This is a genomic window from Thalassospira profundimaris, from assembly GCF_003326755.1.
GTDB lineage: Bacteria > Pseudomonadota > Alphaproteobacteria > Rhodospirillales > Thalassospiraceae > Thalassospira > Thalassospira profundimaris_B.
In genome coordinates this window covers 109282-130134 of record NZ_JPWH01000008.1, presented here as the reverse complement: position 1 = coordinate 130134, position 20853 = coordinate 109282, and the positions used below count along the sequence as shown (strand labels likewise).

Annotated in this window: 17 protein-coding genes; 11 read left to right on the top strand and 6 right to left on the bottom strand. The window is 55.7% G+C overall.

The window, feature by feature from the left end; genetic code table 11:
- Nucleotides 1-21: 21 nt before the first annotated feature.
- Nucleotides 22-1386: a YihY family inner membrane protein gene (locus TH25_RS11300; RefSeq protein WP_114088524.1), complete on the bottom strand. Its 1365-nt coding sequence runs from the start codon at nucleotides 1384-1386 to the stop codon at nucleotides 22-24.
- A 204-nt stretch (nucleotides 1387-1590) separates the two neighbouring features.
- Between TH25_RS11300 and fabI the strand changes: the two genes are divergently transcribed.
- From fabI to TH25_RS11280, 4 genes are all read left to right on the top strand, one after another.
- A complete protein-coding gene (fabI, locus tag TH25_RS11295; RefSeq protein ID WP_114088523.1) occupies nucleotides 1591-2421 on the top strand; it encodes an enoyl-ACP reductase FabI in 831 nt (276 codons plus the stop codon).
- An 89-nt stretch (nucleotides 2422-2510) separates the two neighbouring features.
- On the top strand, nucleotides 2511-3599 hold the full coding sequence (gene aroC, locus TH25_RS11290) for a chorismate synthase (protein ID WP_114088522.1): 1089 nt from the start codon (nucleotides 2511-2513) through the stop codon (nucleotides 3597-3599).
- Nucleotides 3600-3854: 255 nt separating this feature from the next.
- Complete coding sequence (locus TH25_RS11285) at nucleotides 3855-4475, top strand: TetR/AcrR family transcriptional regulator (protein ID WP_114088521.1); 621 nt, start codon at nucleotides 3855-3857, stop codon at nucleotides 4473-4475.
- 87 nt (nucleotides 4476-4562) lie between these two features.
- Nucleotides 4563-5030: a DUF2269 family protein gene (locus TH25_RS11280; protein ID WP_114088520.1), complete on the top strand. Its 468-nt coding sequence runs from the start codon at nucleotides 4563-4565 to the stop codon at nucleotides 5028-5030.
- Nucleotides 5031-5048: 18 nt separating this feature from the next.
- Here TH25_RS11280 and TH25_RS11275 read toward each other — a convergent pair whose 3' ends face one another.
- Nucleotides 5049-6077 carry a DMT family transporter gene (locus TH25_RS11275; RefSeq protein WP_114088519.1) on the bottom strand — a complete coding sequence of 343 codons (1029 nt, stop codon included), beginning with the start codon at nucleotides 6075-6077 and terminating at the stop codon, nucleotides 5049-5051.
- Nucleotides 6078-6220: 143 nt separating this feature from the next.
- Between TH25_RS11275 and TH25_RS11270 the strand changes: the two genes are divergently transcribed.
- Complete coding sequence (locus TH25_RS11270) at nucleotides 6221-7081, top strand: LysR family transcriptional regulator (protein WP_114088518.1); 861 nt, start codon at nucleotides 6221-6223, stop codon at nucleotides 7079-7081.
- 445 nt (nucleotides 7082-7526) lie between these two features.
- On the top strand, nucleotides 7527-10763 hold the full coding sequence (locus tag TH25_RS11265) for an autotransporter family protein (RefSeq protein ID WP_114088517.1): 3237 nt from the start codon (nucleotides 7527-7529) through the stop codon (nucleotides 10761-10763).
- 108 nt (nucleotides 10764-10871) lie between these two features.
- Here the strand turns inward: TH25_RS11265 and TH25_RS11260 are convergent, their stop codons facing one another.
- The 4 genes from TH25_RS11260 to TH25_RS11245 are packed head-to-tail and all read right to left on the bottom strand — an operon-like array spanning nucleotide 10872 to nucleotide 14539.
- Nucleotides 10872-12530, bottom strand: coding sequence for a saccharopine dehydrogenase family protein (locus TH25_RS11260; protein WP_114088516.1), 1659 nt, complete (start codon nucleotides 12528-12530; stop codon nucleotides 10872-10874).
- The gene (locus TH25_RS11255; RefSeq protein WP_114088515.1) at nucleotides 12527-12991 is read right to left on the bottom strand and encodes a thiol-disulfide oxidoreductase DCC family protein; all 465 of its coding nucleotides are present in this window, start codon (nucleotides 12989-12991) and stop codon (nucleotides 12527-12529) included. The genes TH25_RS11260 and TH25_RS11255 overlap by 4 nt, the downstream gene beginning before the upstream one ends.
- A 60-nt stretch (nucleotides 12992-13051) precedes the next feature.
- Nucleotides 13052-13804, bottom strand: coding sequence for a TlyA family RNA methyltransferase (locus TH25_RS11250; RefSeq protein WP_114088514.1), 753 nt, complete (start codon nucleotides 13802-13804; stop codon nucleotides 13052-13054).
- 57 nt (nucleotides 13805-13861) lie between these two features.
- Complete coding sequence (locus tag TH25_RS11245; protein ID WP_114088513.1) at nucleotides 13862-14539, bottom strand: GntR family transcriptional regulator; 678 nt, start codon at nucleotides 14537-14539, stop codon at nucleotides 13862-13864.
- 316 nt (nucleotides 14540-14855) lie between these two features.
- Here TH25_RS11245 and dctP point away from each other — a divergent pair, with 316 nt between their 5' ends.
- The 5 genes from dctP (at nucleotide 14856) to TH25_RS11220 (ending at nucleotide 20818) form a co-directional block, all read left to right on the top strand.
- Nucleotides 14856-15863, top strand: coding sequence for a TRAP transporter substrate-binding protein DctP (gene dctP / locus TH25_RS11240; RefSeq protein ID WP_114088512.1), 1008 nt, complete (start codon nucleotides 14856-14858; stop codon nucleotides 15861-15863).
- 69 nt (nucleotides 15864-15932) lie between these two features.
- Nucleotides 15933-16631 carry a TRAP transporter small permease gene (locus tag TH25_RS11235; RefSeq protein WP_114088511.1) on the top strand — a complete coding sequence of 233 codons (699 nt, stop codon included), beginning with the start codon at nucleotides 15933-15935 and terminating at the stop codon, nucleotides 16629-16631.
- Nucleotides 16632-16643: 12 nt separating this feature from the next.
- On the top strand, nucleotides 16644-17963 hold the full coding sequence (locus TH25_RS11230) for a TRAP transporter large permease (protein ID WP_114088510.1): 1320 nt from the start codon (nucleotides 16644-16646) through the stop codon (nucleotides 17961-17963).
- On the top strand, nucleotides 17963-19285 hold the full coding sequence (locus tag TH25_RS11225) for a malonyl-CoA decarboxylase (RefSeq protein ID WP_114088509.1): 1323 nt from the start codon (nucleotides 17963-17965) through the stop codon (nucleotides 19283-19285). Before TH25_RS11230 ends, TH25_RS11225 begins: the two co-directional genes overlap by 1 nt.
- A gap of 6 nt (nucleotides 19286-19291) precedes the next feature.
- The gene (locus TH25_RS11220; RefSeq protein ID WP_114088508.1) at nucleotides 19292-20818 is read left to right on the top strand and encodes a malonate--CoA ligase; all 1527 of its coding nucleotides are present in this window, start codon (nucleotides 19292-19294) and stop codon (nucleotides 20816-20818) included.
- The last annotated feature ends 35 nt before the right edge of the window (nucleotides 20819-20853 follow it).

Here is a 20853-nt window from a genome sequence, read left to right as displayed (position 1 = left end):
GCCGCGCAAGGCCCGTTGCCTTTAGTCCACCTGGCTGTTCATATCATCGGCATTAATGTCGCCCGCCCTGCTTTTGGCATCGTCTTTGCCCTGCTCAAGCGGGGCGGGCACCCCGTCTTCGGGGCGCTGACGCTGAAATAGCGCGCTTACGGCCACATCAAGAATATCTTTGCGGCAGTCCTGAAGCTCTATCAGCCGGTCACGCACTTCAAGGGGCCAACCACTTTTGACATCCACCAGCAACAACCTGTCCTGATCCAGAAACAGGCCCAGCTTGTTCATCAAATCGCCCAGTTTCAGGCGTGACAAATCACCTGACAAAAGCCACCGGTGCTTTTCACTGCGATCGATCAGATTTTCCCGACGCAAAGCCGCCAGCGCCCAGTTCAAATCGCGCCCGCCCATCTTCAGTTCATGTAACAAATGGCGGTAGGTCGGCGGTTTGTCGGCTTTCTGAAAGCGGTTCTGCAAATATTCCAGCAGTTTTAATACCGCAATCAAACGTTCGGTATGGCCGGGCAACCCGCCGCGCGGGTCCGGCACCAGGCCCGCTGCCCGTGCCGCCCGCCATTCGGAACGGGCGGCCGCCACCTGCGCGCCCAGCAAAATCACCATCCAGGTCAGATACATCCAGATCAGGAAAATCGGCACCACCGCCACCGCGCCATACAGCGTCTGGTATGTCGGAAAGGTGCTGACATAAAGACCGAATCCTTTTTTCAGAAGCTCGAACAGGGCCGCGGCCACAACGCCCCCGATAACACCATCCGTCACCACGACGGCACGGTTGGGCATCCCCAAAAACAGCAGCGAAAAGGCAATGGTCGACAAAAAGAACGGCGCGAGAAAGCCAAGCTGGCCGATTTGCGCATCCAGCGCATCGCCGCCAACAAAGTGGCGCATGGCAAAAATATAGGACGCCAGCGATAAACTTAACCCCAGCAATAACGGCCCGACCGTGATCAGCGCCCAAAATACTACCAGCCGGGAGAGCAATTTGCGCGGCGTTGTGACGCGGAAAACATCGTTCATCACGGTTTCGATGGATCCCAGCAGCATCACCGCCGTAAAACCCAGCACAATCGTGCCGATCGCCGTCATCCGGCCAGTATTTTTCAAAAATCCGGTCAGGTAGTCCGCCACTTCGGAACCCGTCTGGGGCAGAAAATTACTGAAAATCAGGTTGGAAATCTGGTCTTTCCAGGCATCAAAAACCGGAAAAGCCGACAAAACCGTGAGCGCGATTGCCAGAAATGGCACCATCGCCAAAAGCGTCGTATAGGAAAGCGCACTGGCGCGTTGTGGCGATTTGTCATGCAGGAACCGCAAAAAGGCATAACGCCAGAATCCGGTACGGTCATCGAGCAATTTTCGCAAATTCACCATTAAACGCTTAATCCTGTGCAATTTCCGACTATAGTGACAGAATCAAAACAGAGTAACGCGCCGCGCAAAGATAAAACAGGCCAGATTGATTTTAGCCCCGCTTTGTGTAGGATGCGGTGAATATTGAATGTCTCCAGTATTGGGCGCAACCCTGACCGGGATGCGCACCAGATACGGAAAGAGATCGCCTGAACGAGAGGAAATATGAGCCTGTCCGCCGATAATCTTTCAGGCCTGATGGCCGGTAAACGGGGCCTGATCATGGGCGTCGCCAATGATAAATCCATTGCATGGGGCATTGCCCGTGCTGTTGCCGCCGCCGGAGGTGAAGTGGCATTCACCTATCAGGGGGATGCCCTTGGCAAGCGCGTGCGCCCGCTGGCGGAAAGCATTGGCAGCGATATCGTGCTGCCCTGCGATGTCAGTGACCCTGCCAGCATCGATGCAGCCTTTGCGGCCCTGAAGGAAAAATGGGACACCATTGACTTCATCGTCCATGCCATTGGCTATTCCGACAAAAACGAGTTGCGCGGCCGGTATCTTGACACCTCGCCGGAAAACTTCGCCATGTCGATGAATATCTCGGTCTATTCTTTTACTGCCGTGGCCCAGCGCGCCGAAAAGATGATGACCAGTGGCGGCTCCATGCTGACCCTGTCCTATTACGGGGCGGAAAAGGTGATGCCGCATTACAACGTCATGGGGGTTGCCAAGGCAGCCCTTGAAGCCAGCGTCAAATACATGGCCAATGACCTTGGCCCGGATAATATCCGTGTTAACGCGATTTCGGCTGGCCCGATCAAAACGCTTGCCGCATCGGGCATTGGCGATTTCCGCTATATCCTGAAATGGAACGAATACAACTCGCCAATGCGCCGCAACGTCACGATTGATGATGTTGGTCGTTCCGGGCTTTACTTCCTGTCCGACCTGTCTTCGGGTGTGACGGGCGAAACCCATCATGTCGATTGCGGTTATCACACCGTTGGCATGAAACAGGTTGATGCCCCGGACATCACAGTCAGCAAGTCCTGACCCCGCCAAAATCTGATAAACCGGGTCGCCCGCAGGCGGCCCGTTTTGTCTGTTTAGAATGTTAACCCTATAAAATCTGGAATTTTCTGATGGCTGGCAACAGTTTTGGGTCCCTGTTTCGTTTCACCACCTTTGGCGAAAGCCACGGCCCGGCCATTGGCTGTGTGGTGGATGGGGTTCCCCCGCGTCTGGATCTGTGTGAAGCCGACATTCAGAAATATCTGGAAAAACGCAAACCCGGCCAGTCGCGCTTTACCACCCAGCGCCGCGAACCTGACGAGGTTAAAATCCTTTCGGGTGTGTTTGAAGGCAAAACCACCGGCACCCCGATTGGTCTGCTGATTGAAAATGTCGATCAGCGTTCCAAGGATTACGGCGAGATTAAAAACCAGTTCCGCCCCGGCCATGCCGATTACACCTACTGGGAAAAATACGGCATTCGCGATTATCGCGGTGGCGGGCGTTCATCGGCCCGTGAAACCGCCATGCGGGTGGCTGCCGGTGCCGTTGCCCGCAAAATTCTGGGCGATGACATCAAAATTCGCGGTGCGCTGGTTAAAATGGGCACCAAGGAAATCAATCGCGCCAACTGGAACTGGGACGAGGTTGATAACAACCCCTTCTTCACCCCCGATCCCAAAGCCGTACCGGTTTTTGAAGAATATCTTGATGGCTTGCGCAAGGATGGATCGTCCGTTGGTGCCGTGATCGAGGTGGTGTGCTCTGGCGTGCCGGTTGGCCTGGGGGACCCGATTTACGACAAACTCGATGCCGACCTTGCCAAGGCGATGATGACGATTAATGCCGTCAAGGGCGTTGAAATTGGCAATGGCTTTGAAGCCGCCGAGCTGACCGGCATTGAAAATGCCGATGAAATGCGCATGAGCGAGGATGGCAAGCCGGTTTTCCTGTCCAACAATGCCGGGGGCATTCTGGGCGGTATTTCATCGGGCGAGGATGTGATCATTCGCTTTGCCGTCAAACCGACCAGCTCCATCCTGACCCCGCGCCATAGTGTGGATGTCAGCGACAAGGATGTTGATGTTGTCACCAAGGGCCGCCACGACCCCTGTGTGGGCATTCGCGCCGTCCCGGTGGGCGAGGCCATGGCCGCCATCGTGCTGGCCGATCACCTGCTGCGCCACCGTGCGCAGTGCGAAGGCTGGAACAAAGCCTGATCGTGCGTATTTCGCACATTAAACCGGACGTTCAGAACGGCAGATCCTTTCGTGGTCTGCCGTTTTTCTTTGTCAGCCGGGCGATTTGCACCTGCTGCAATACGCGCATCCGCATCACGCGCCTGTTGGAACAGGCACAATTTGGCGATGATTATTCAATCGGGAAAATGGCTGATTTCCGCGATTTTTTGCTTGACCATCGTAAAGTCATTGAATATGTTAACATTATTAACATAAAAAGACTGAACCGAGCAAATGTCCAAATATCACCACGGCGATGTGCGCAATGTTTTGCTGCGCGAGGCCGAAACCATTTTGCGTGCCGAGGGCCCCGGCGGCCTGTCGTTGCGCCGCCTTGCCCGCCTGACCGGCGTTTCCGAAGCCGCCCCTTATCGCCATTTTGACGGTAAGGATGGCATTTTGGCGGCAGTGGCGATTGCGGCCTTAAAACGGTTTGGCGACCGGCTGGAAGAAACCGCACAGCGCAACCTGCCCCATGAAGAACGTATCATGGCGCTTAGTGCATCCTATGTTGAGTTTGCCATTGAAAACCCGCAGCATTTCCGCCTGATCTTTGGCCGCGAGCGCCCGCCGCTGGATCAATATCCCGAACTGCGCGATGCCGCCGATGCGGTATTTGATATTTTGCAACGATCTGTCACCAATCTGGACCAGCGCGGCACTATGACGCTGGCCGACGCCGCCAATGCCTATAACCGTGCGCTGGCCGCCTGGAGCCGCGCCCACGGCATTGCCACCCTGGTGATAGATGGCATGATCTCGCCCCCCGCCGACCAGCCCCTGCAGGATTTTGTCTTTGGCCTGCTGGCCGAAGACCTTGGAGGTTCGGCAAACCGAAACGCCAAAACAGTCTGATCCTGATCCCTGCTTGCAAAGGGGCTGCGAACAGGTCATTTCTGGCTTGCAGGCTTGTTTCAATCGTTGCGACTCGGGGGCTCCCGCATGGATTACGCCTTTATCAAGTTCATTCATCTTCTGGGGGTGGTATTATTTCTGGGCAATATCGTTGTCAGTGCGGTGTGGAAAAACCAGGCTGATAAAACCCGCAATCCGGCGATCATCGCCTTTGCCTGCCGCCTGGTTAAAATCACCGATCTGGCCTTTACCGCCGGCGGCGTCGTCCTGATCGCAATAGGCGGCATTGGCCTGTATCACATTGCGCGCATTGACCTTGCCGCGCGCTTTAACCTGCAAAGCGGCATTTTCCTGTTTATCATGGCAGCCGTGATCTGGCTGTTGGGATTAATCCCGCTGCAACGGCGCATGGCAAAGCTGGCGCAAACCGCGTGCGACCATCATCAGGCCGACCTGCCCGAAACCTATTATCGTGCCGCCCGGCTGTGGAACTTTCTTGGCATGCTGGCGGTCATTTTTCCGTTCATTACGCTGTGGCTGATGCTTAATCCGTGATCAGGACGTTAACGCACATCATCCAGCCCGACGGCGGCGACGCACCGTGATATAGGCAACCGCCACCATCACCAAGGCGGCCCCCAGCGCATGCCACGGGTTTAAAACCTCGCCCAGCACCAGTGCCCCCAAAATGGCCGACATAAAGGGCTGCCACAGCAAAATGATCGACCCGGTGGCTTCATCAACCCGCTTGAAACAGACCGATACCATCCCCTGCCCGCCAATATGCGTTAAAAAGGCCAGACCACACAGGGCCAGCCAGCCGCCAAGAACAGCGGGCATGCCAATGCCACCATCAAAAACCAGCATATAAAGGGCCAGAATAATCGCGGTGACAATCGTGCTCCAGAGCATGATCTGCAGGGCGGAATGATCCTGGCGCAGCTTGGCAATCACCACAAAATAGGCCCCGTAAAACCCGGCAGCGACAATTGCCGTGGCATCACCCAGCATGGAGCCGCTGCCATGCGAACTGGCCAAAAACAGACAAAATGCGCCGAGCATGGCAATGGGCAGGCCCTGCCAGAACCGGCGACTTGGACGGCGCGCCCAACCCAGCAGGCCAAAACAGCCAACAAAAAGCGGGGCCAGGTTATTGAGCAAAATTGCATTGGCAACCGTTGTCATGCCAATGGCAAGATGGGCAAACATCAAATCGGCGGCAAACAGCACACCGGCCAGCACCAGCAACCCGGTTTTGCGTGCGGGGCGGGCTGCGCTGTCAGAGACGATCCCGTCCATATTTGATGGGCGCTTTTTCGCGCTTACGATGGCTAGCCCCTGACTGGCAACCCAAAAAACCGGGGCGGCCAGCATGGCCCGCCAAAAAGCCGATGCCTCGGCCGAAATGCCGGACAAGCGGACAAAAATCGGCCCCAGCCCCATCAGGCTTGCCGCCAGCAACAATCCCAATACCGGCCAGACCATACCACCATATGCAGAAACGCCTGCCCCGCCTGTCCCGCCAGAAGCATGGCTGCTGGTCTCGTTTGCCGGATCGTTCGGATGTAACGTTTCGCGTTTCAAACATGCGGTATTGTGCATTGCCGTCGCCTTTATAACAAAATCATTGTTTTACGCGTGAACAGCCGCCAGATTATAGGTGTTGACTGTCTGCTCCGGCACAATGCCCGTGAAGCTGTCAAAAGGGAAATTGCTTCGACTTATAACGGAAATAACAAAACCTTATGGCGCTCTTAAACGTTGATATTGACTGGCTCAGAACCTTTTTGACCGTGCTGGAAACCCAGAGTTTTACCCGCACGGCCGAGATTTTATTACGCACCCAGCCCGCCATCAGCCAGCAGATCAAACGCCTGGAAGAAACCGTTGGCACGCCCCTGATTTCGCGCCATCGCAATCACATCACGCCAACTGCAACCGGCCTTGTCGTCAAATCCTATGCCGAGGATATTATCGGGCTGAATGACCGCATGGTCGCCGACCTCCTGGAAGCCGCGCCCCCCGTTCTGCGCATCGGCCTGCCCGATGATTATGCCACCATCTTTTTACCCGAAATTCTGCGCTCGGCGGCCCAGCGCCTGCCCCATACCGAAATAAGCTGCCATGCCGGCTACAGCGTGGACCTTGGCAAACGCGTGGCCCAGGGCGAACTCGACCTTGCCATCATGACCGCCGAAAACGAGGGCGACAGCCTGCATGTCATATCCGAACCCCTGGTATGGGTTGGCCTGTCGGACTTTGACATCCACCAGCGCCCGCTGCCCGTCGCGGTCTATCACGATGCCTGTTCGGTCCGGCAAAGCGGCCTTGCCGCCCTGGACCAAAATGATATTCCCCATCGCGTCAGCCACAGCAGCAACGCCAATTCCATGCTGGTAATCGCTGTGCGCGGCGGCCATGCCATTGGTGTCATGCCCGCCTGCACCGCCCGGCATGAGGGCCTTAATATCATCAACAGCACAGACCTGCCCGGCCTCCCGCCCATCGACATCGCACTTAAAATCCGCGACCAGGCAACGCCAGCGTTACGCGAACTGGCGCTTGGCGCCATATCAGCACTTGGTCATGCAAATTTTAATCATTAGAATGAGTTGAGAAGTTCACGTCACCAGATTCTCTGTGCCTGAAAAACCGGCAAATTCGAGAAAAAACGATACCTTTGGTGAAAAACCTACCCTTAGGTGAACCAACATCTTTCTTTTCCCCCGTAACGAATACCACTATAGTAGAAACATGTAATAAACGGATAGGGACCCGTTTTTACATAATCATCCTGGAATTAACGTGCCTTCCGCCTGCAAACATCGCTTTTGCCTGCCAGATCCGAACCATGTGCTTGTGGTTTCAAATTTGGCGGTTTGGCGACGTGCATTCTTTGTAACACTGTAGATATTCTACATTACAGTTATGTTAATTTGATCAGAAAAGCACGTCAAACAGCAGGTTTATGAGACCGGGGAACTTCAGGGAATCATTCAAACACAGGGCGATCATTTGGCACCGCGATGATCATGACTTAAAGGGGGAAGCATGCTCAATTCATCACGCAGAAAAACGACACTTATTTTACTGGCCACTGTGGCGACGGATATTTTGTGTTTGCACGGACCGGCCCTGGCCGCAGATTTGTTCTTAAGCACCGGCAGTCATACTGTTTCAGGCACGGAAACCTATGAACAACTCCGGCTTGGTGTTGCTCCAACCTCTGGCGACACTGTTCTGAATATCGGCACGGGGGCCATTCTGAACAGCGGCACACGTGAAGGGCCGACGGCAAAAGAAACATTTGTCGGCATCGATACGGGATCGAACTCGATTATAAACGTGACAGGCCCCAATGCCGTCTGGAATGACAATGGCACGGCCCTTCTCATCGGCTATCTGGGCGAGGGAAAGGTGAATATCTCCAGTGGCGGCACGGTTTCAGTCTATCAGGTCAGAACCTCTACCGATGCAGGAACAGGATCGATTTCCATCACCGATAGCGGCTCGAAACTGACGTCAGAATCTCACGTCAACTTCAAGAAAGGCACGTTCGAGGTCAAGAATGGCGCGGAACTTGAAACAGTTTCTGGCGGTATTTACCTGAACAGCGCCACCTTTACCGCCTCGGGCAGTGGCACAAACATCAAAATCGGCACGGCACATAGCGGTACCCCGGCAGACTGGGAAAGTGCGGACGGCTTTTTCAGCGTTGAATCCGGTACAGCCACAATCTCGGATGGTGCCACGCTGGAATCAGATGCCGGTTATGTCAATGGCGACGGTGTCGGCGATGAAAACAAGGCATCCATGACCGTGACCGGTGAAAACACCACCTGGAACGCCCATTTGTCCCTTTATGTTGGCGGCAGCGGCAATGGTCCCAGCAACAATACCGGTGAACTGACCGTTTCAGGCGGCGCGCATGTTTGGGCGTCGGTTGTCGGGGTTGGCAATGATACCGGCTCCACCGGCAGCATTCTTGTTACCGGGAGCGGGACAAAACTGTCGTCCATATCAGACACTTTTTCCGGTAAGGGTTATATCGGCGTTGACGGGACCGGCACCATTACGGTGCAAAACGGTGCCACATTCGCGATGGCCGATGTTTTGCGCATGGGCTTTACCGCAGATGCAAACGGCACCCTGAATATTGGTGCCGATGCCAACAGTGCAGCCGTTGCCGCAGGCACGGTTACAACCACCAACGGCGTCGAATTCTATGGCGGCACCAGCACCATCATCTTCAATCACACCGAAACGGATTACGAATTTGCAAATGCAATGGTGTCGAAAGAAGATGGCAAAGGCACAGTCAGAACAATCGCCGGCACTACGCGACTGACAGGAGACAACACCAGTTTTACCGGCACAATGACCCTTTCCGGCGGCACATTATCGGTGGCCTCCCAGGCCAACCTTGGCAGCGCAAACCTTGTTCTGGATGGTGGCACGCTTGCAAGTACCGGCACCTTCACAAAGGCGCAAAATGTCACCCTGAATGCGAACAAGACAAGCACGATCAATACGGCAAACAATACCGTGCTAACGCTTGCCGGGGCTGTTTCGGGCACGGGGTCTCTGAACAAAACGGGCAGTGGTCAGTTGCTCCTGACCGGGAATAACAGCTATGCCGGTGACACCACGGTTAGCCAGGGCACATTTGGCGGCACCGGTACGCTCGGTGCCCTTTCGGTCTTGTCTGGTGCGAACCATACACCGGGCAACAATGGCGTCGGCACCCAAACGGTCAATGGCAATTACGCACTCAACAGCGGTTCAACCCTCAAGATCGAGATCAATGACACCGGCAGCATGGACAAGGTGGTGGTTCAGAATAACGGAACCGTCACAATCAGTGGCGCCAGCCTTTCCATTGCCGGTTTGCAAGGCAATTTCGCGCAAAACGAATATGTCCAGGTCATTATCGACAATCAAAGCATATCCGCCATTAACGGTACCTTTGCCTCCGTCACCGACGATCTGGCCTTTTACGATGCCAGTGTGAATTATGCGGGTGGTACTGGCAACGATGTGACGCTGACCCTCAAGCGCAATACATCAGGTTATGTCGATGTTGCCAAAACCCCCAACCAGAAATCCGTTGCGACGGTTCTGAACAGCCTTCAGGGGGCAGATACGCTGCTTAACAATCTTCTTTCATTGTCCGAAGAGGCGGTGCAGGAAGCCTATACCCAGTTGACCGGCAACATTTACCCCATCACGCAGCAATCCAGCGTTAACCTGAACCAGCAGGTCAGCCAGCAGGTTGGCACCCGCCTGACCGCCCTGCGCACATCAACCCGTTCCGGTGCGCAGGCCGGCCTCGCCTTTTCAGCCGCCGAAATGGCCGGTTTTGCCCAGCCCCAAGGCATGATTGATGTGACACAGCCATTAAGCGCGTCGCTGGGCTGGTCCGATACCCCGACAACATCATCATCAGACAAAGCCCCCAATGGTCTATGGTCGCAAACAGTGGGTGGCCGGGGCATTATTGATGCCGATGCGGAATCCGTCAAAACCAGCTATGACTGGCTGGGGATTATTGGCGGTTATGACAGAGCCATAACACAGGAAATGACCCTGGGCGTGTTCTTTGGCTATATCAATGGCAATAGCGAGCAAAGTGCGATCCGCTCCCGCATCGATACCGACACCTTTACCGCCGGTATATATGGGGAATACCGCAAAGATGACTGGCGGGCCAGTGGCCAGCTTGCCTGGAGTCGCATTGCATCGGACAGCCGCCGCGACCTGAAAATCGGCGGTTTTGACCAATCGGCCAAAGCCAGCTACACCGATCAGAGCCTGTCAGCCGATGCCGAACTGGCCCGAGCCTTTCAGGTCGAGCAGAACATGTGGTTCGAGCCTTATGTCTCCGCCTCGGTGTTGCAACAATATCTGGGCGAATTTACCGAAACCGGTGCGCCGGGGGCCAATCTGGGCCGGGATGACGATACCGACCTTGTCGGGACATCCAGCCTCGGCGTGCGGTTTTCCAGCGAATATGACATTGGCAATCGCAAAAAACTGCTGCCGCAACTGGGGCTGGCCCTGAAACATCATATCGGCACCACCGAAAACAGCAGCACCCTGCACTTCACCAGCGGCGGCAGTGATTTTGTTGTTAATGGCACGCCAAAGGACCGAAACATGCTGGCGGCCAAAATCGGCACGGCGCTCAAATTTGGCGACTCTTTCCAGGCTTTTGCCAGCTACAACCCGTCTTTCGGAGCCAGGCAGACCGAACACAGCTTTATCCTGGGCGGCCGTTTTGAATGGTAAGGCAATAAGCCGATAAACAAACCCGTCCCCCACAAACCCCAAGCAGGTCTTCACGCACGATCAGCATGAAGGCCTGTTTTTTTGCCTGCCCCCGGAACACCACAATATTCAACCTTTGGCACGGGCATGCCCCGGTAAATGCACCTTGCCATCAGGATGCAAAGACCCGCGATATCGCACAATCAACCCAATTCCCAACGGCGCAGTTAACTTTACATCGAAATGAAAAGTGCGATTTTGCACATATTCACGGCTGTCGCTTTTGGGCAGCAAAAAACGTGGCAATGGAACCCCCATGAACCATCCGCGACGCACCGGCAATTCGATGCCCGCATCAGACGCATCCACATCCATTTCATAGTTAAACAGCCCAAAACCCTCGCGAAAACGATAGGGGACGGCAGCCGCACGACAACGCGACTGAAAAATTTTGCCGCCAAAATTGCGCTGCCAGATCTCGCCTGTTTCGGTACGGGTTTTCGTAACACTCACCGCACATTTCGGGCTGGCTGGTGGAAAACCGAAAAACCACGCAATCGCACGCGCCATCAGGGAACGCCCCCGGGTTACTTCGGCCTGTCCCGAAAAACTTTCCATATCATAAACCGAATGCAAAGCCCGAATTTCAGGCGGCAACAGCGACCACCGGTCTCGCAACACGGATTGGAAAAGAGGGCGCGCAGGGTTTTCGTCCACCTGAAAGGACACCGACAGGTCCGTCATCGCCTGCTCGGCCTCTACGCGGCTGGTTTCGGCAAGACAGGGACGCGCACCCGCCCCCACCTGACCCAAAGCAAGTTTGCGGATCACCACCCGCGCGGCAATGGTCGGGATATAGGGGCCATCACCGGCTTCTGCAATCAAACGCCAGCACCGCCGGACCGTTTCGCCCCCCTTTGTGCCGACAACCGCAACCTGCATTCCCCCACGGTCTGTGCCAAAGGGCAGGAGCATATCGGCCATCTTGCGGATAATACCGACACGAAAAGGCGTTACATCAAACATCCAGCGACGGCGCAGTTTCCCCAGCCAATACATCGCCGCATTAAAAATGCCCAATTCCATCCCGGCGCGAAACATCACCGACCTTGCCTTGAAAAAGTCGGGGAAAAGGCGAATATCGGGTACCTCGATAAACCGTGCCGTACGTTTCAAATTCCCAGCAAGGCACAGATTTCGGGGGTCGCTCCAACACGCCTGATCGCGCCAGACCCCACCGCGCCAAACACGCGAGACCGTGCCCAACTGCCCCACAATGCCCGATATTACCGATGTACCTCGCGGCGCACGATTACCCGGCAAAATCGCCGTATCCACCAATAAAATATCGTCCAGGCCCTGGCAAAGGTCACGGGCAATAACGGAGGACAGTCCCGGCACACTAGATACCCCTGACAGCAGGCAGCGGTTGTATCTTCTTGCCACCCCGTCAAGCACCTTGACACCTGCGGTAAAGGCCGCATCATCGGAAAAATCAAGATAATCCGCACCATGATCAAGACACAGCCGCGCGATTTTATAAGGATCGTCACGATACGCCTGAAAGGGTCCGGCTGCATCCACCACCACATCCGGCGCGACGGAAAATATGCGTTCCGGGCAAGTATGCAGATCTAGTTCCAAGGCACTACACCCAAGATTATCGGCACATGACCGGGCCTTTGTCATATGACGCCCGGCAACGACCACATCATGCCCATCGCGCAGCAAAAGTTCGGCCAGGCGGGAGCCGAAAACACCATAGCCACCAAGAATGACAATTTTCATTCCATCAACCTTGCCCGAAGTTCCGCATCGGGGATGCCACACATATCCTTCCGGCCAAACAAACGATAGCGATTGCGGGCAACAATACGATAAAGCCAGTCCTGAACCGGGCGCGGCAACAGGCGCAAAGGCTGCAAGCACAGACCAGGGCCGCCAACGCGCCTTCCCGCCCGAATAATGGCATCAAGGGAGCCATAGGCACGGCCATCGACAATCAAAAGCCAGCTATCGGGATCATCGGCAGACAGGCCGTAATGGGATAACAGCGCCCGGCCAAGGGGGCTTTGACTGCGGCAAATGCGAAATTCACCCGCCTTGTCAAAACGCGCAATCATCCGTGCCCCGACGGAGCACAGTGCACATTCGCCATCCATAACCGTGATCGGCCCGGTATCATCAAACGGCGGAACGGACGGGTCCGACCGATACCCGTATGGAGCCTGTGACCTGATACCCTGCATGATAACACATCCTTGCACATCGTCGTCCGGGACGCTGGCAGGCTGCCTGATCAGAAGCCGTCAGGCAATTGCGCCGTCCTTGCGCCCGCCAATCAGAAATTCGACATTGCCTTCGGGGCCGGTAATCGGGCTGGTCGCAATGCCCAGAACGCACCAGCCGGGCAGATTTGCCAGCCAGTCGGAAATCGTATCACATACTTCCTGGTGCAGTTCGGGTTCGCGGACAACACCCTTTTTACCCACCCGTTCCTTGCCGACCTCGAATTGCGGTTTGATCAGCGCGACCAGATACCCGCCGGGCTTTACCCGCTCCATACTGGCAGGCAAAACCGTGCGCAGACCAATGAAGCTGGCATCACACACCACAATATCAATGGGATCGGCGATCATTTCTGCGCTTACATGGCGGGCATTGGTTTTTTCCATTACCACCACACGCTCATCATTGCGCAGTTTCCAGTCAAGCTGGCCCTGCCCGACATCAATGGCATAGACCTTCGCCGCCCCCTTTTGCAGTAACACATCGGTAAAACCGCCCGTGGAACAGCCGACATCAATGGCGGTAAAACCGGTGACATCAATGTCAAATTCCGCCAAACCCTTTTCCAGCTTCAGCCCGCCGCGCGACACCCACGGGTGCGGCTGCCCGCGCAGGGTAAGCGATATGTCATCGCGCACCGGCATGCCGGGTTTATCCAGGCGCTGTTCACGGGTAAACACATCCCCGGCCATGATATGGGCCCGGGCTTTTTCAAGGCTTTCGACCATGCCCCGGTCGACAAGCATCTGATCCAAACGTTGTTTTTTTGCCATGCCGGTTTGTACCCCACCTGATGGCAAAAATCACGCCCGGTTTTCGGGGATCGTGCGTTAACTTGCCAAAGGCTCCAGAAAGGCACGCGGCACCATCGCCAGCAAATCATTCAGGGCTTCGCCCTGTACCGCAAGGTGGGCGCGCATCAGATCGGCGGCCAGATCGGCCTTGCCACCGGCAATGGCATCCAAAATTTCGGCATGTTCATTGTTGGATTTTTCCACCCGGCCTGGCCTGTGGAGCTGCAAACGGCGATAGGGCGAAAGCCGGTTGCGGACCGTTTTGGTCTGTTTTTCCAGATAGGAATTGCGACAGCCGGCATAAATCGCCTCGTGAAAGCGCACATTGGCGGCATAATAGGCATCGGCATCGACCTGCCCGCGCAAGGCATCACATTCGGCCGACAGGTCATAAAGCCGGTCAATATCGGCCTTTGCCATGCGCCGTGCGGCCAGGCGGGCACACATCGCCTCAAGCTCGGCCATGACCTCGAACATTTCAATCAGTTCGGCAATGGTAATGGAGGCCACCACAGTTCCGCGACGTGGCAGGGTGGCAACCAGCCCGCTGCGCGCCAAAGACTGCAATGCTTCACGGACCGGGGTGCGCGACACATTGAACCTTTCGCTTAACCCGCGTTCATCGAGCCGGTCGCCAGGTTGAAGCACGCCGGTGACAATATCACGTTCCAGCGCCTGAACCAGTTCTTCCGCCAGTTTGCCATTTCGCGCCATGCAGCACCCTCCGTAAAAGCCCAAGCGTGGTATACCAGAACATATATTCCGGTGTGTTTCAAAGAAATTCGGTCGTAAAAAACCCGCAAGCCGCGCTGCATTGCGAAATGTGAAACCGGGGAAAACCGCCATTTACAATGTTCAGGCCCCTTTCTTCCATGTGGCATTGCAAAAGGTCAATCTGGTATACAAAAACCGATGGACAGCATGCCAGGAATCTGCAACGCTTTCTCATATGGCGAACAAAGCCACAATAAAAAGCGCGTAACGCGCATATGCGACTATTCAAGAACGCAGCTTCATCCGGGAGGAATTGATGAAGATTTTTAGCTCGTCTCTCAAAGCATCCGTCGCCGCCCTGGCGATGGCGGCAACCGCCTTTGGCATGTCCGGCATTGCATCGGCCACCACCCTGAAACTTTCCCATCAATGGTCCACCAGCGATGTGCGCAACAAGGTGGCCGAAATTATCGCCAAAGAAGTCAAGGCGGCCGATGTGGATCTGGATATCCAGATTTTTCCGTCCGGGTCGCTGTTCAAGGCCAAGGAACAGTGGACACCGATGGAACGTGGTCAGCTTGATATGATCATTTATCCGCTGGCCTATGCCGGGGGCCGCCACCCCGAATTCAACCTGACCCTGATGCCCGCCCTGATCAAAAACCATGATCACGCCAATCGCATGAACAAATCCGAATTCATGGCACGTCTGGAAAAGATTCTGAATGACAGCGGCGTCGTGACCGTGGCGCATGGCTGGCTGGCCGGTGGTTTTGCCTCGACCAAGGGCTGCATCCGCACCCCGGACGACGTAAAAGGCCTGCAAATTCGGGCGGCGGGCAAGTCGTTTGAACAGATGCTTCAGGGGGCCGGTGCGTCGATTGCCGCCATGCCCAGCTCGGAAATTTATCCGGCCCTGCAAACCGGCGTTCTGGATGCCGCCAATACCAGTTCGTCCAGTTTCGTGTCCTATCGCCTTTATGAACAGGTGAAATGCTACACCCCGGCGGGGAACAATGCCCTGTGGTTCATGTATCAGCCGGTATTGATGTCCAAGAAAAGCTATGATGCGCTCAATGACGCGCAAAAGGATGCCCTGGCTGCTGCGGCGAAAAAGGCCGAAGCCTATTACGATGCCGAAGGCCGCAAGGAAGATGCGACCAGCGTTGATGTTTTCAAGGAGAATGGCGTTGAAATTGCCGATCTGACCGATGAGGACTTCCAGAAATGGCAGGATCTGGCGAAGAAAACCTCGTATGCCGAGTTTGTCAAGGAAACCCCCGGCGGACAGGAACTGCTTGACCTGGCCCTGTCGGTAAAATGATGCGGTTCCGGCACCGTGCCCGATCACGGTGCCGGTCTTCCGATAAAATCTTGCATAAGGAGGCCACGCGTGTCCAACGCCGCCCCCCATTCCCCGTCGCTTCCGATTGATATGCCCGAACCTTACGGGAGTACCCGGATTGTGCAGACAAAATCATCAAGTTCCCCGTTTCCACCCCCGCCCGATGTTGAACCGCTGCCAGAAAACACATCCACACATCAGGGCCGTGGCACCCCACCCAAAGGCGGGGCGATTGGTGCGTTCATTCATGGTGTGCATCTGCTGTCAAAACTGTGCGGTGCGGCCTCGGCGGCCATGTTTACCATTGCCATGCTGATCATTTGCCAATTGGTGTATATGCGCTATGTGCTCAATGCCTCCACCGTCTGGCAAACCGAAGCGGTGATTTTCCTCATGATTGGCGCAACCCTGGTCGGCCTGCCTTATGTGCAAATGATCCGCGGGCATGTGAATGTTGACCTGCTGCCGATGTATCTGAAACGCGGCAACCGCAAAATCCTTGCCGTGATCATTCTTTTGTTCGGTCTGGCGATCAGCGGTTTGTTTGGCTTTTACGGCATCGAACTGGTGATCGATGCCTATACCGGCGGCTGGCGGTCCGAAACGGTCTGGGGGGTTGCGCTGTGGAAACCCTATAGCGCCCTGCCCATTGGCTTTTGCCTGCTGTTTTTGCAATTCCTGGCCGATTTGCTGGGCCTGGTCACAAACCGCACCACGCCCTTCGACATTCCCGAAGACGCCGTATAAGGAGAGCACCTGATGGATCCCCTGCTTCTTGCTGCCCTTGTCGGCATCGCGACCACCCTTGTTCTTTTTTCCGGCATCCCGGTGGGCATTGGCCTTCTGGTGATCAGTGTCGGCTTTCTCATGATATTTGATGGCGTCGGGTCGCTGCCACTATTGCCCGAAATCCTGTTTGGCAAACTGGAAAGTTTTGAAGTTCTTGCCATTCCCATGTTCATTTTAATGGGGGCGGTTGTGGCGTCCTCGCGCGCGGGCGGCGATCTTTATTCCGCACTGGATCGCTGGCTGACCCGTGTTCCCGGCGGGCTGGTGATTTCCAATCTGGGGGCGTGTGCCATATTTTCCGCCCTGTCGGGGTCATCCCCGGCGACCTGTGCCGCGATTGGCAAAATGGGCATTCCCGCCATGCGTGAACGCGGCTTTCCCGATACCGTGGCATCGGGGTCGATTGCCGCAGGCGGCACGCTTGGCATTCTGATCCCGCCCAGCGTCACCATGATCATTTATGGCATTTCCACCGAAACATCGATTGGCCGCCTGTTTTTGGCCGGTTTGCTGCCGGGCCTGATGGTGACGGCCCTGTTTATGACCTGGTCGCTGTATTCCACCTGGCGGCAGGGCCATGCGGGCACGGCGCTGGCATCGGTTTCCTATAGCTGGAAAGAAAAGTTTGAAATCCTGCCGCGCATTCTGCCCTTTCTGGTCATCATTGCCGCTGTGCTGTTCGCCCTTTATGGCGGGGTGGCAACACCGTCGGAAACGGCAGGAGTTGGCGCGCTGTTCTGTCTGATTACCGCGGTGATTGTCTATCGCATGTGGCAGCCTGGCAAAATCTGGCACATTCTGCGCGATACCACCCGTGAATCGGTGATGATTTTGCTGATTATCGGGGCGGCGGGCCTGTTTAGTTACATGCTGTCCAGCCTGTTTATCACCCAGTCCATCGCCCACTGGATTTCCGACCTTGATGTCAATCGTTGGGTCCTGATGGCCTTCATCAATGTGTTTTTGCTGATCAGCGGGTTTTTCCTGCCGCCGGTTGCCGTGATCCTGATGTCGGCCCCGATCCTGCTGCCGGTCATCATCAATGCCGGGTTTGACCCGTACTGGTTTGCCGTGATCCTGACGATCAACATGGAAATCGGCCTGATTACTCCGCCAGTTGGCCTGAACCTGTATGTGATTAACGGCATTGCGCCGGATATTCGCCTGCAAACCATCCTGAAGGGTGCCATGCCCTATGTTGGCTGCATGTTTGTTGCCATCCTCATCCTGTGTGTGTTCCCTGAAATTGCCACCTGGCTGCCCAACGCCATGATCGGAGGAGGCCGCTAATGTCACGCATGTCCGTTCGTAACTGGATTTCATCCATCGCCGATCGCGGGCGCGAGCTGCTTGACCTGCCACTCAGCGCCCCGCAGGACCCGTTCATGCGCCTGGCAACCCTGTGCCATGATCTGGTCTCGCAAAAGGGCGAAGCCCGTGGTACGGCGCTCGCCCGCGAAGTGGTGCGGGGTTGGGAAGATCTGGCGGAAAGCGAGCATCTGCGTTTTTTCAACATAATGCAGAACGAATTTTCCGCCGACCGCATTGCCGTGATCGAAGCCGCAGAGGCCTATAAAGCCGATCCCACTGAAAGCAACCTTGCCACCCTGACCCAGGCATCGGAACCCGCCCGTCAGGAGCTGCTGCGCCGCATCAACATGGCACCGGGGGGCACACGCGCCATTGTTGATATGCGCAATTCGTTGCTGAATGCGCTTAAGGAAAACCGCCATCTTGAACCCCTTAATGCCGATATGCAGCATTTGCTGACAAGCTGGTTTAACCGGGGTTTTCTGGAACTGCGCCATATTGACTGGGAAACATCGGCATCGATCCTGGAAAAACTGATCCGCTATGAGGCGGTACATGAAATTCAGGGCTGGGATGATTTGCGCCGCCGCCTGGCCGATGACCGCAAATGCTTTGCCTTTTTCCACCCCGCCATGCCCGATGACCCGCTGATATTTGTCGAAGTCGCCCTGGTGCATGGTCTGGCCGATAGTGTGCAGGCGCTGCTGGCCCCGGAAATTGATGAAACCGCACAATCCAGGGCCAATACCGCCATTTTCTATTCGATCAGCAACTGCCAGACCGGCCTTCGCGGCATTTCCTTTGGCAACTTCCTGATCAAACAGGTGGTCGAGGAGCTTAAACGCGAATTTCCCAAACTCGAACAGTTTGCCACCCTGTCGCCCATTCCCGGTTTTATGGGATGGCTGCGCACCCGGCAAAAATCCGACACTGACGATGCCAAGCAGGCGGCCGAAATCCTGAAGGCAATGGAAGATGACAGTTGGGTAAATGATGCCGCCCGTGCCGAAGCCCTGAAAAAAAACGCCATGCAGCTTTGTGCCCGTTACCTGGCCCATGCCAAACGTGGCAAAGCGCCGATGGACCCAACGGCACGTTTTCATTTGGGCAATGGGGCGCGGCTTGAACGCCTGAACTGGATGGGCGACATTTCCACCAAGGGACTGCGCCAGTCCGGCGGGATCATGGTGAATTACGCCTATCATTTGAATGATATTGAACGAAACCACGAATCACTGGTTAATGACGGCAAAATCGCGCTTTCGCGTGCCGTTTCACAGCTTGCCGGAAATCAAGGATAGCCTTTCATGTCACAAAACCTGCTTTTAGAATTCATCAAACGGTTCCCGGCCGATCGTTCGCGCCCGTTTCTGGTGGAATATGACGGGTCCGAAGTCAGCTTTGACAAACTTCTGGACCTTACCGGGCGCTATGCCAGCGTTCTGGCGTCTCATGGTGTGGTCAAGGGTGACCGCGTTGCCGTTCAGGTCGATAAATCATCCGATGTGATTGCGCTTTATCTGGCCTGTTTGCAACTGGGTGCCATTCATCTGCCGCTCAATACCGCCTATACTGGTGATGAAATTGCCTATTTCCTGGGCGATGCCGCCCCGCGCGTTTTTGTTTGCATCCCGAACCGCCTTGAAACATCCCAGGACCTTGCCCGCAAAAACAACGTTGCCGCCGTTCTGACCCTGGGCACCAAGGGCGATGGCACCCTGAATGACCAAGCCGCCAGTGCGGACGCCAGCACCGACATTGCCGATGTCACCGAAGATGATATTGCAGCCATCCTGTATACATCGGGCACAACGGGGCGTTCCAAGGGCGCAATGCTCAGTCATGGCAACCTGACGTCAAACGCCCTGACCCTTCATAAAGCCTGGGGGTTCCAGCCGGGTGATGTTTTGCTGCATGCCCTGCCGCTGTTTCACACGCACGGGCTGTTTGTGGCGGTCAATATCATGCTGCTTAATGGTGGCAAGATCATCCTGCTGTCCAAATTCGATGCCGATGACGTGATTGAACGCCTGCCGAAATCCACCGTATTGATGGGTGTTCCCACATTCTATACCCGCCTTCTGGCGCATCCCGGCTTCACCCGTGATGTTACGTCGAACATGCGGCTGTTTGTTTCGGGATCCGCCCCGCTGCTGGCGGAAACCCATGACCAGTTTTTTGAACGCACCGGCCATAAAATTCTGGAACGGTATGGCATGACCGAAACCTGCATGAACACATCCAACCCGCTGGATGGCGAACGCCGCCCCGGTGCGGTTGGCCCGGCCCTGCCCGGTATTGAAGCCCGGGTCTGCGACAAGGATGGCAATATCCTGCCGCATGGCGAAATTGGCGTGCTGGAAGTTCGCGGCCCCAATGTGTTCAAGGGGTACTGGCAGATGCCGGAAAAAACCGCATCCGAATTTCGCAAAGACGGGTTCTTTATCACCGGCGACCTCGCCACCCTGGGCGCGGACGGATATGTCACCATTGTTGGCCGCGACAAGGATTTGATCATTTCGGGTGGCTTTAACGTCTATCCCAAGGAAGTCGAAGAAGTAATTGGCGAGTATGACGAGGTGGGTGAAGTCGCCGTCTTTGGCCTGCCCCACCCCGATTTTGGCGAGGCGGTTGCCGCCGTGATCGTGCCTGCCAATGCCAACGGGTTTGATGAACAGGAACTGATCAACCGCACCCAGGACAAGCTGGCGAAATTCAAGGTGCCCAAACGCATCTGGAAAATTGACGAATTACCGCGCAACACGATGGGCAAGGTGCAAAAGGCACAGTTGCGTACCCAATATGCCGATACCTTCAAGGGTAATGCAAAATAATCTCCCGGGGGACGGGTTGCGGCAGTGGCGGCACC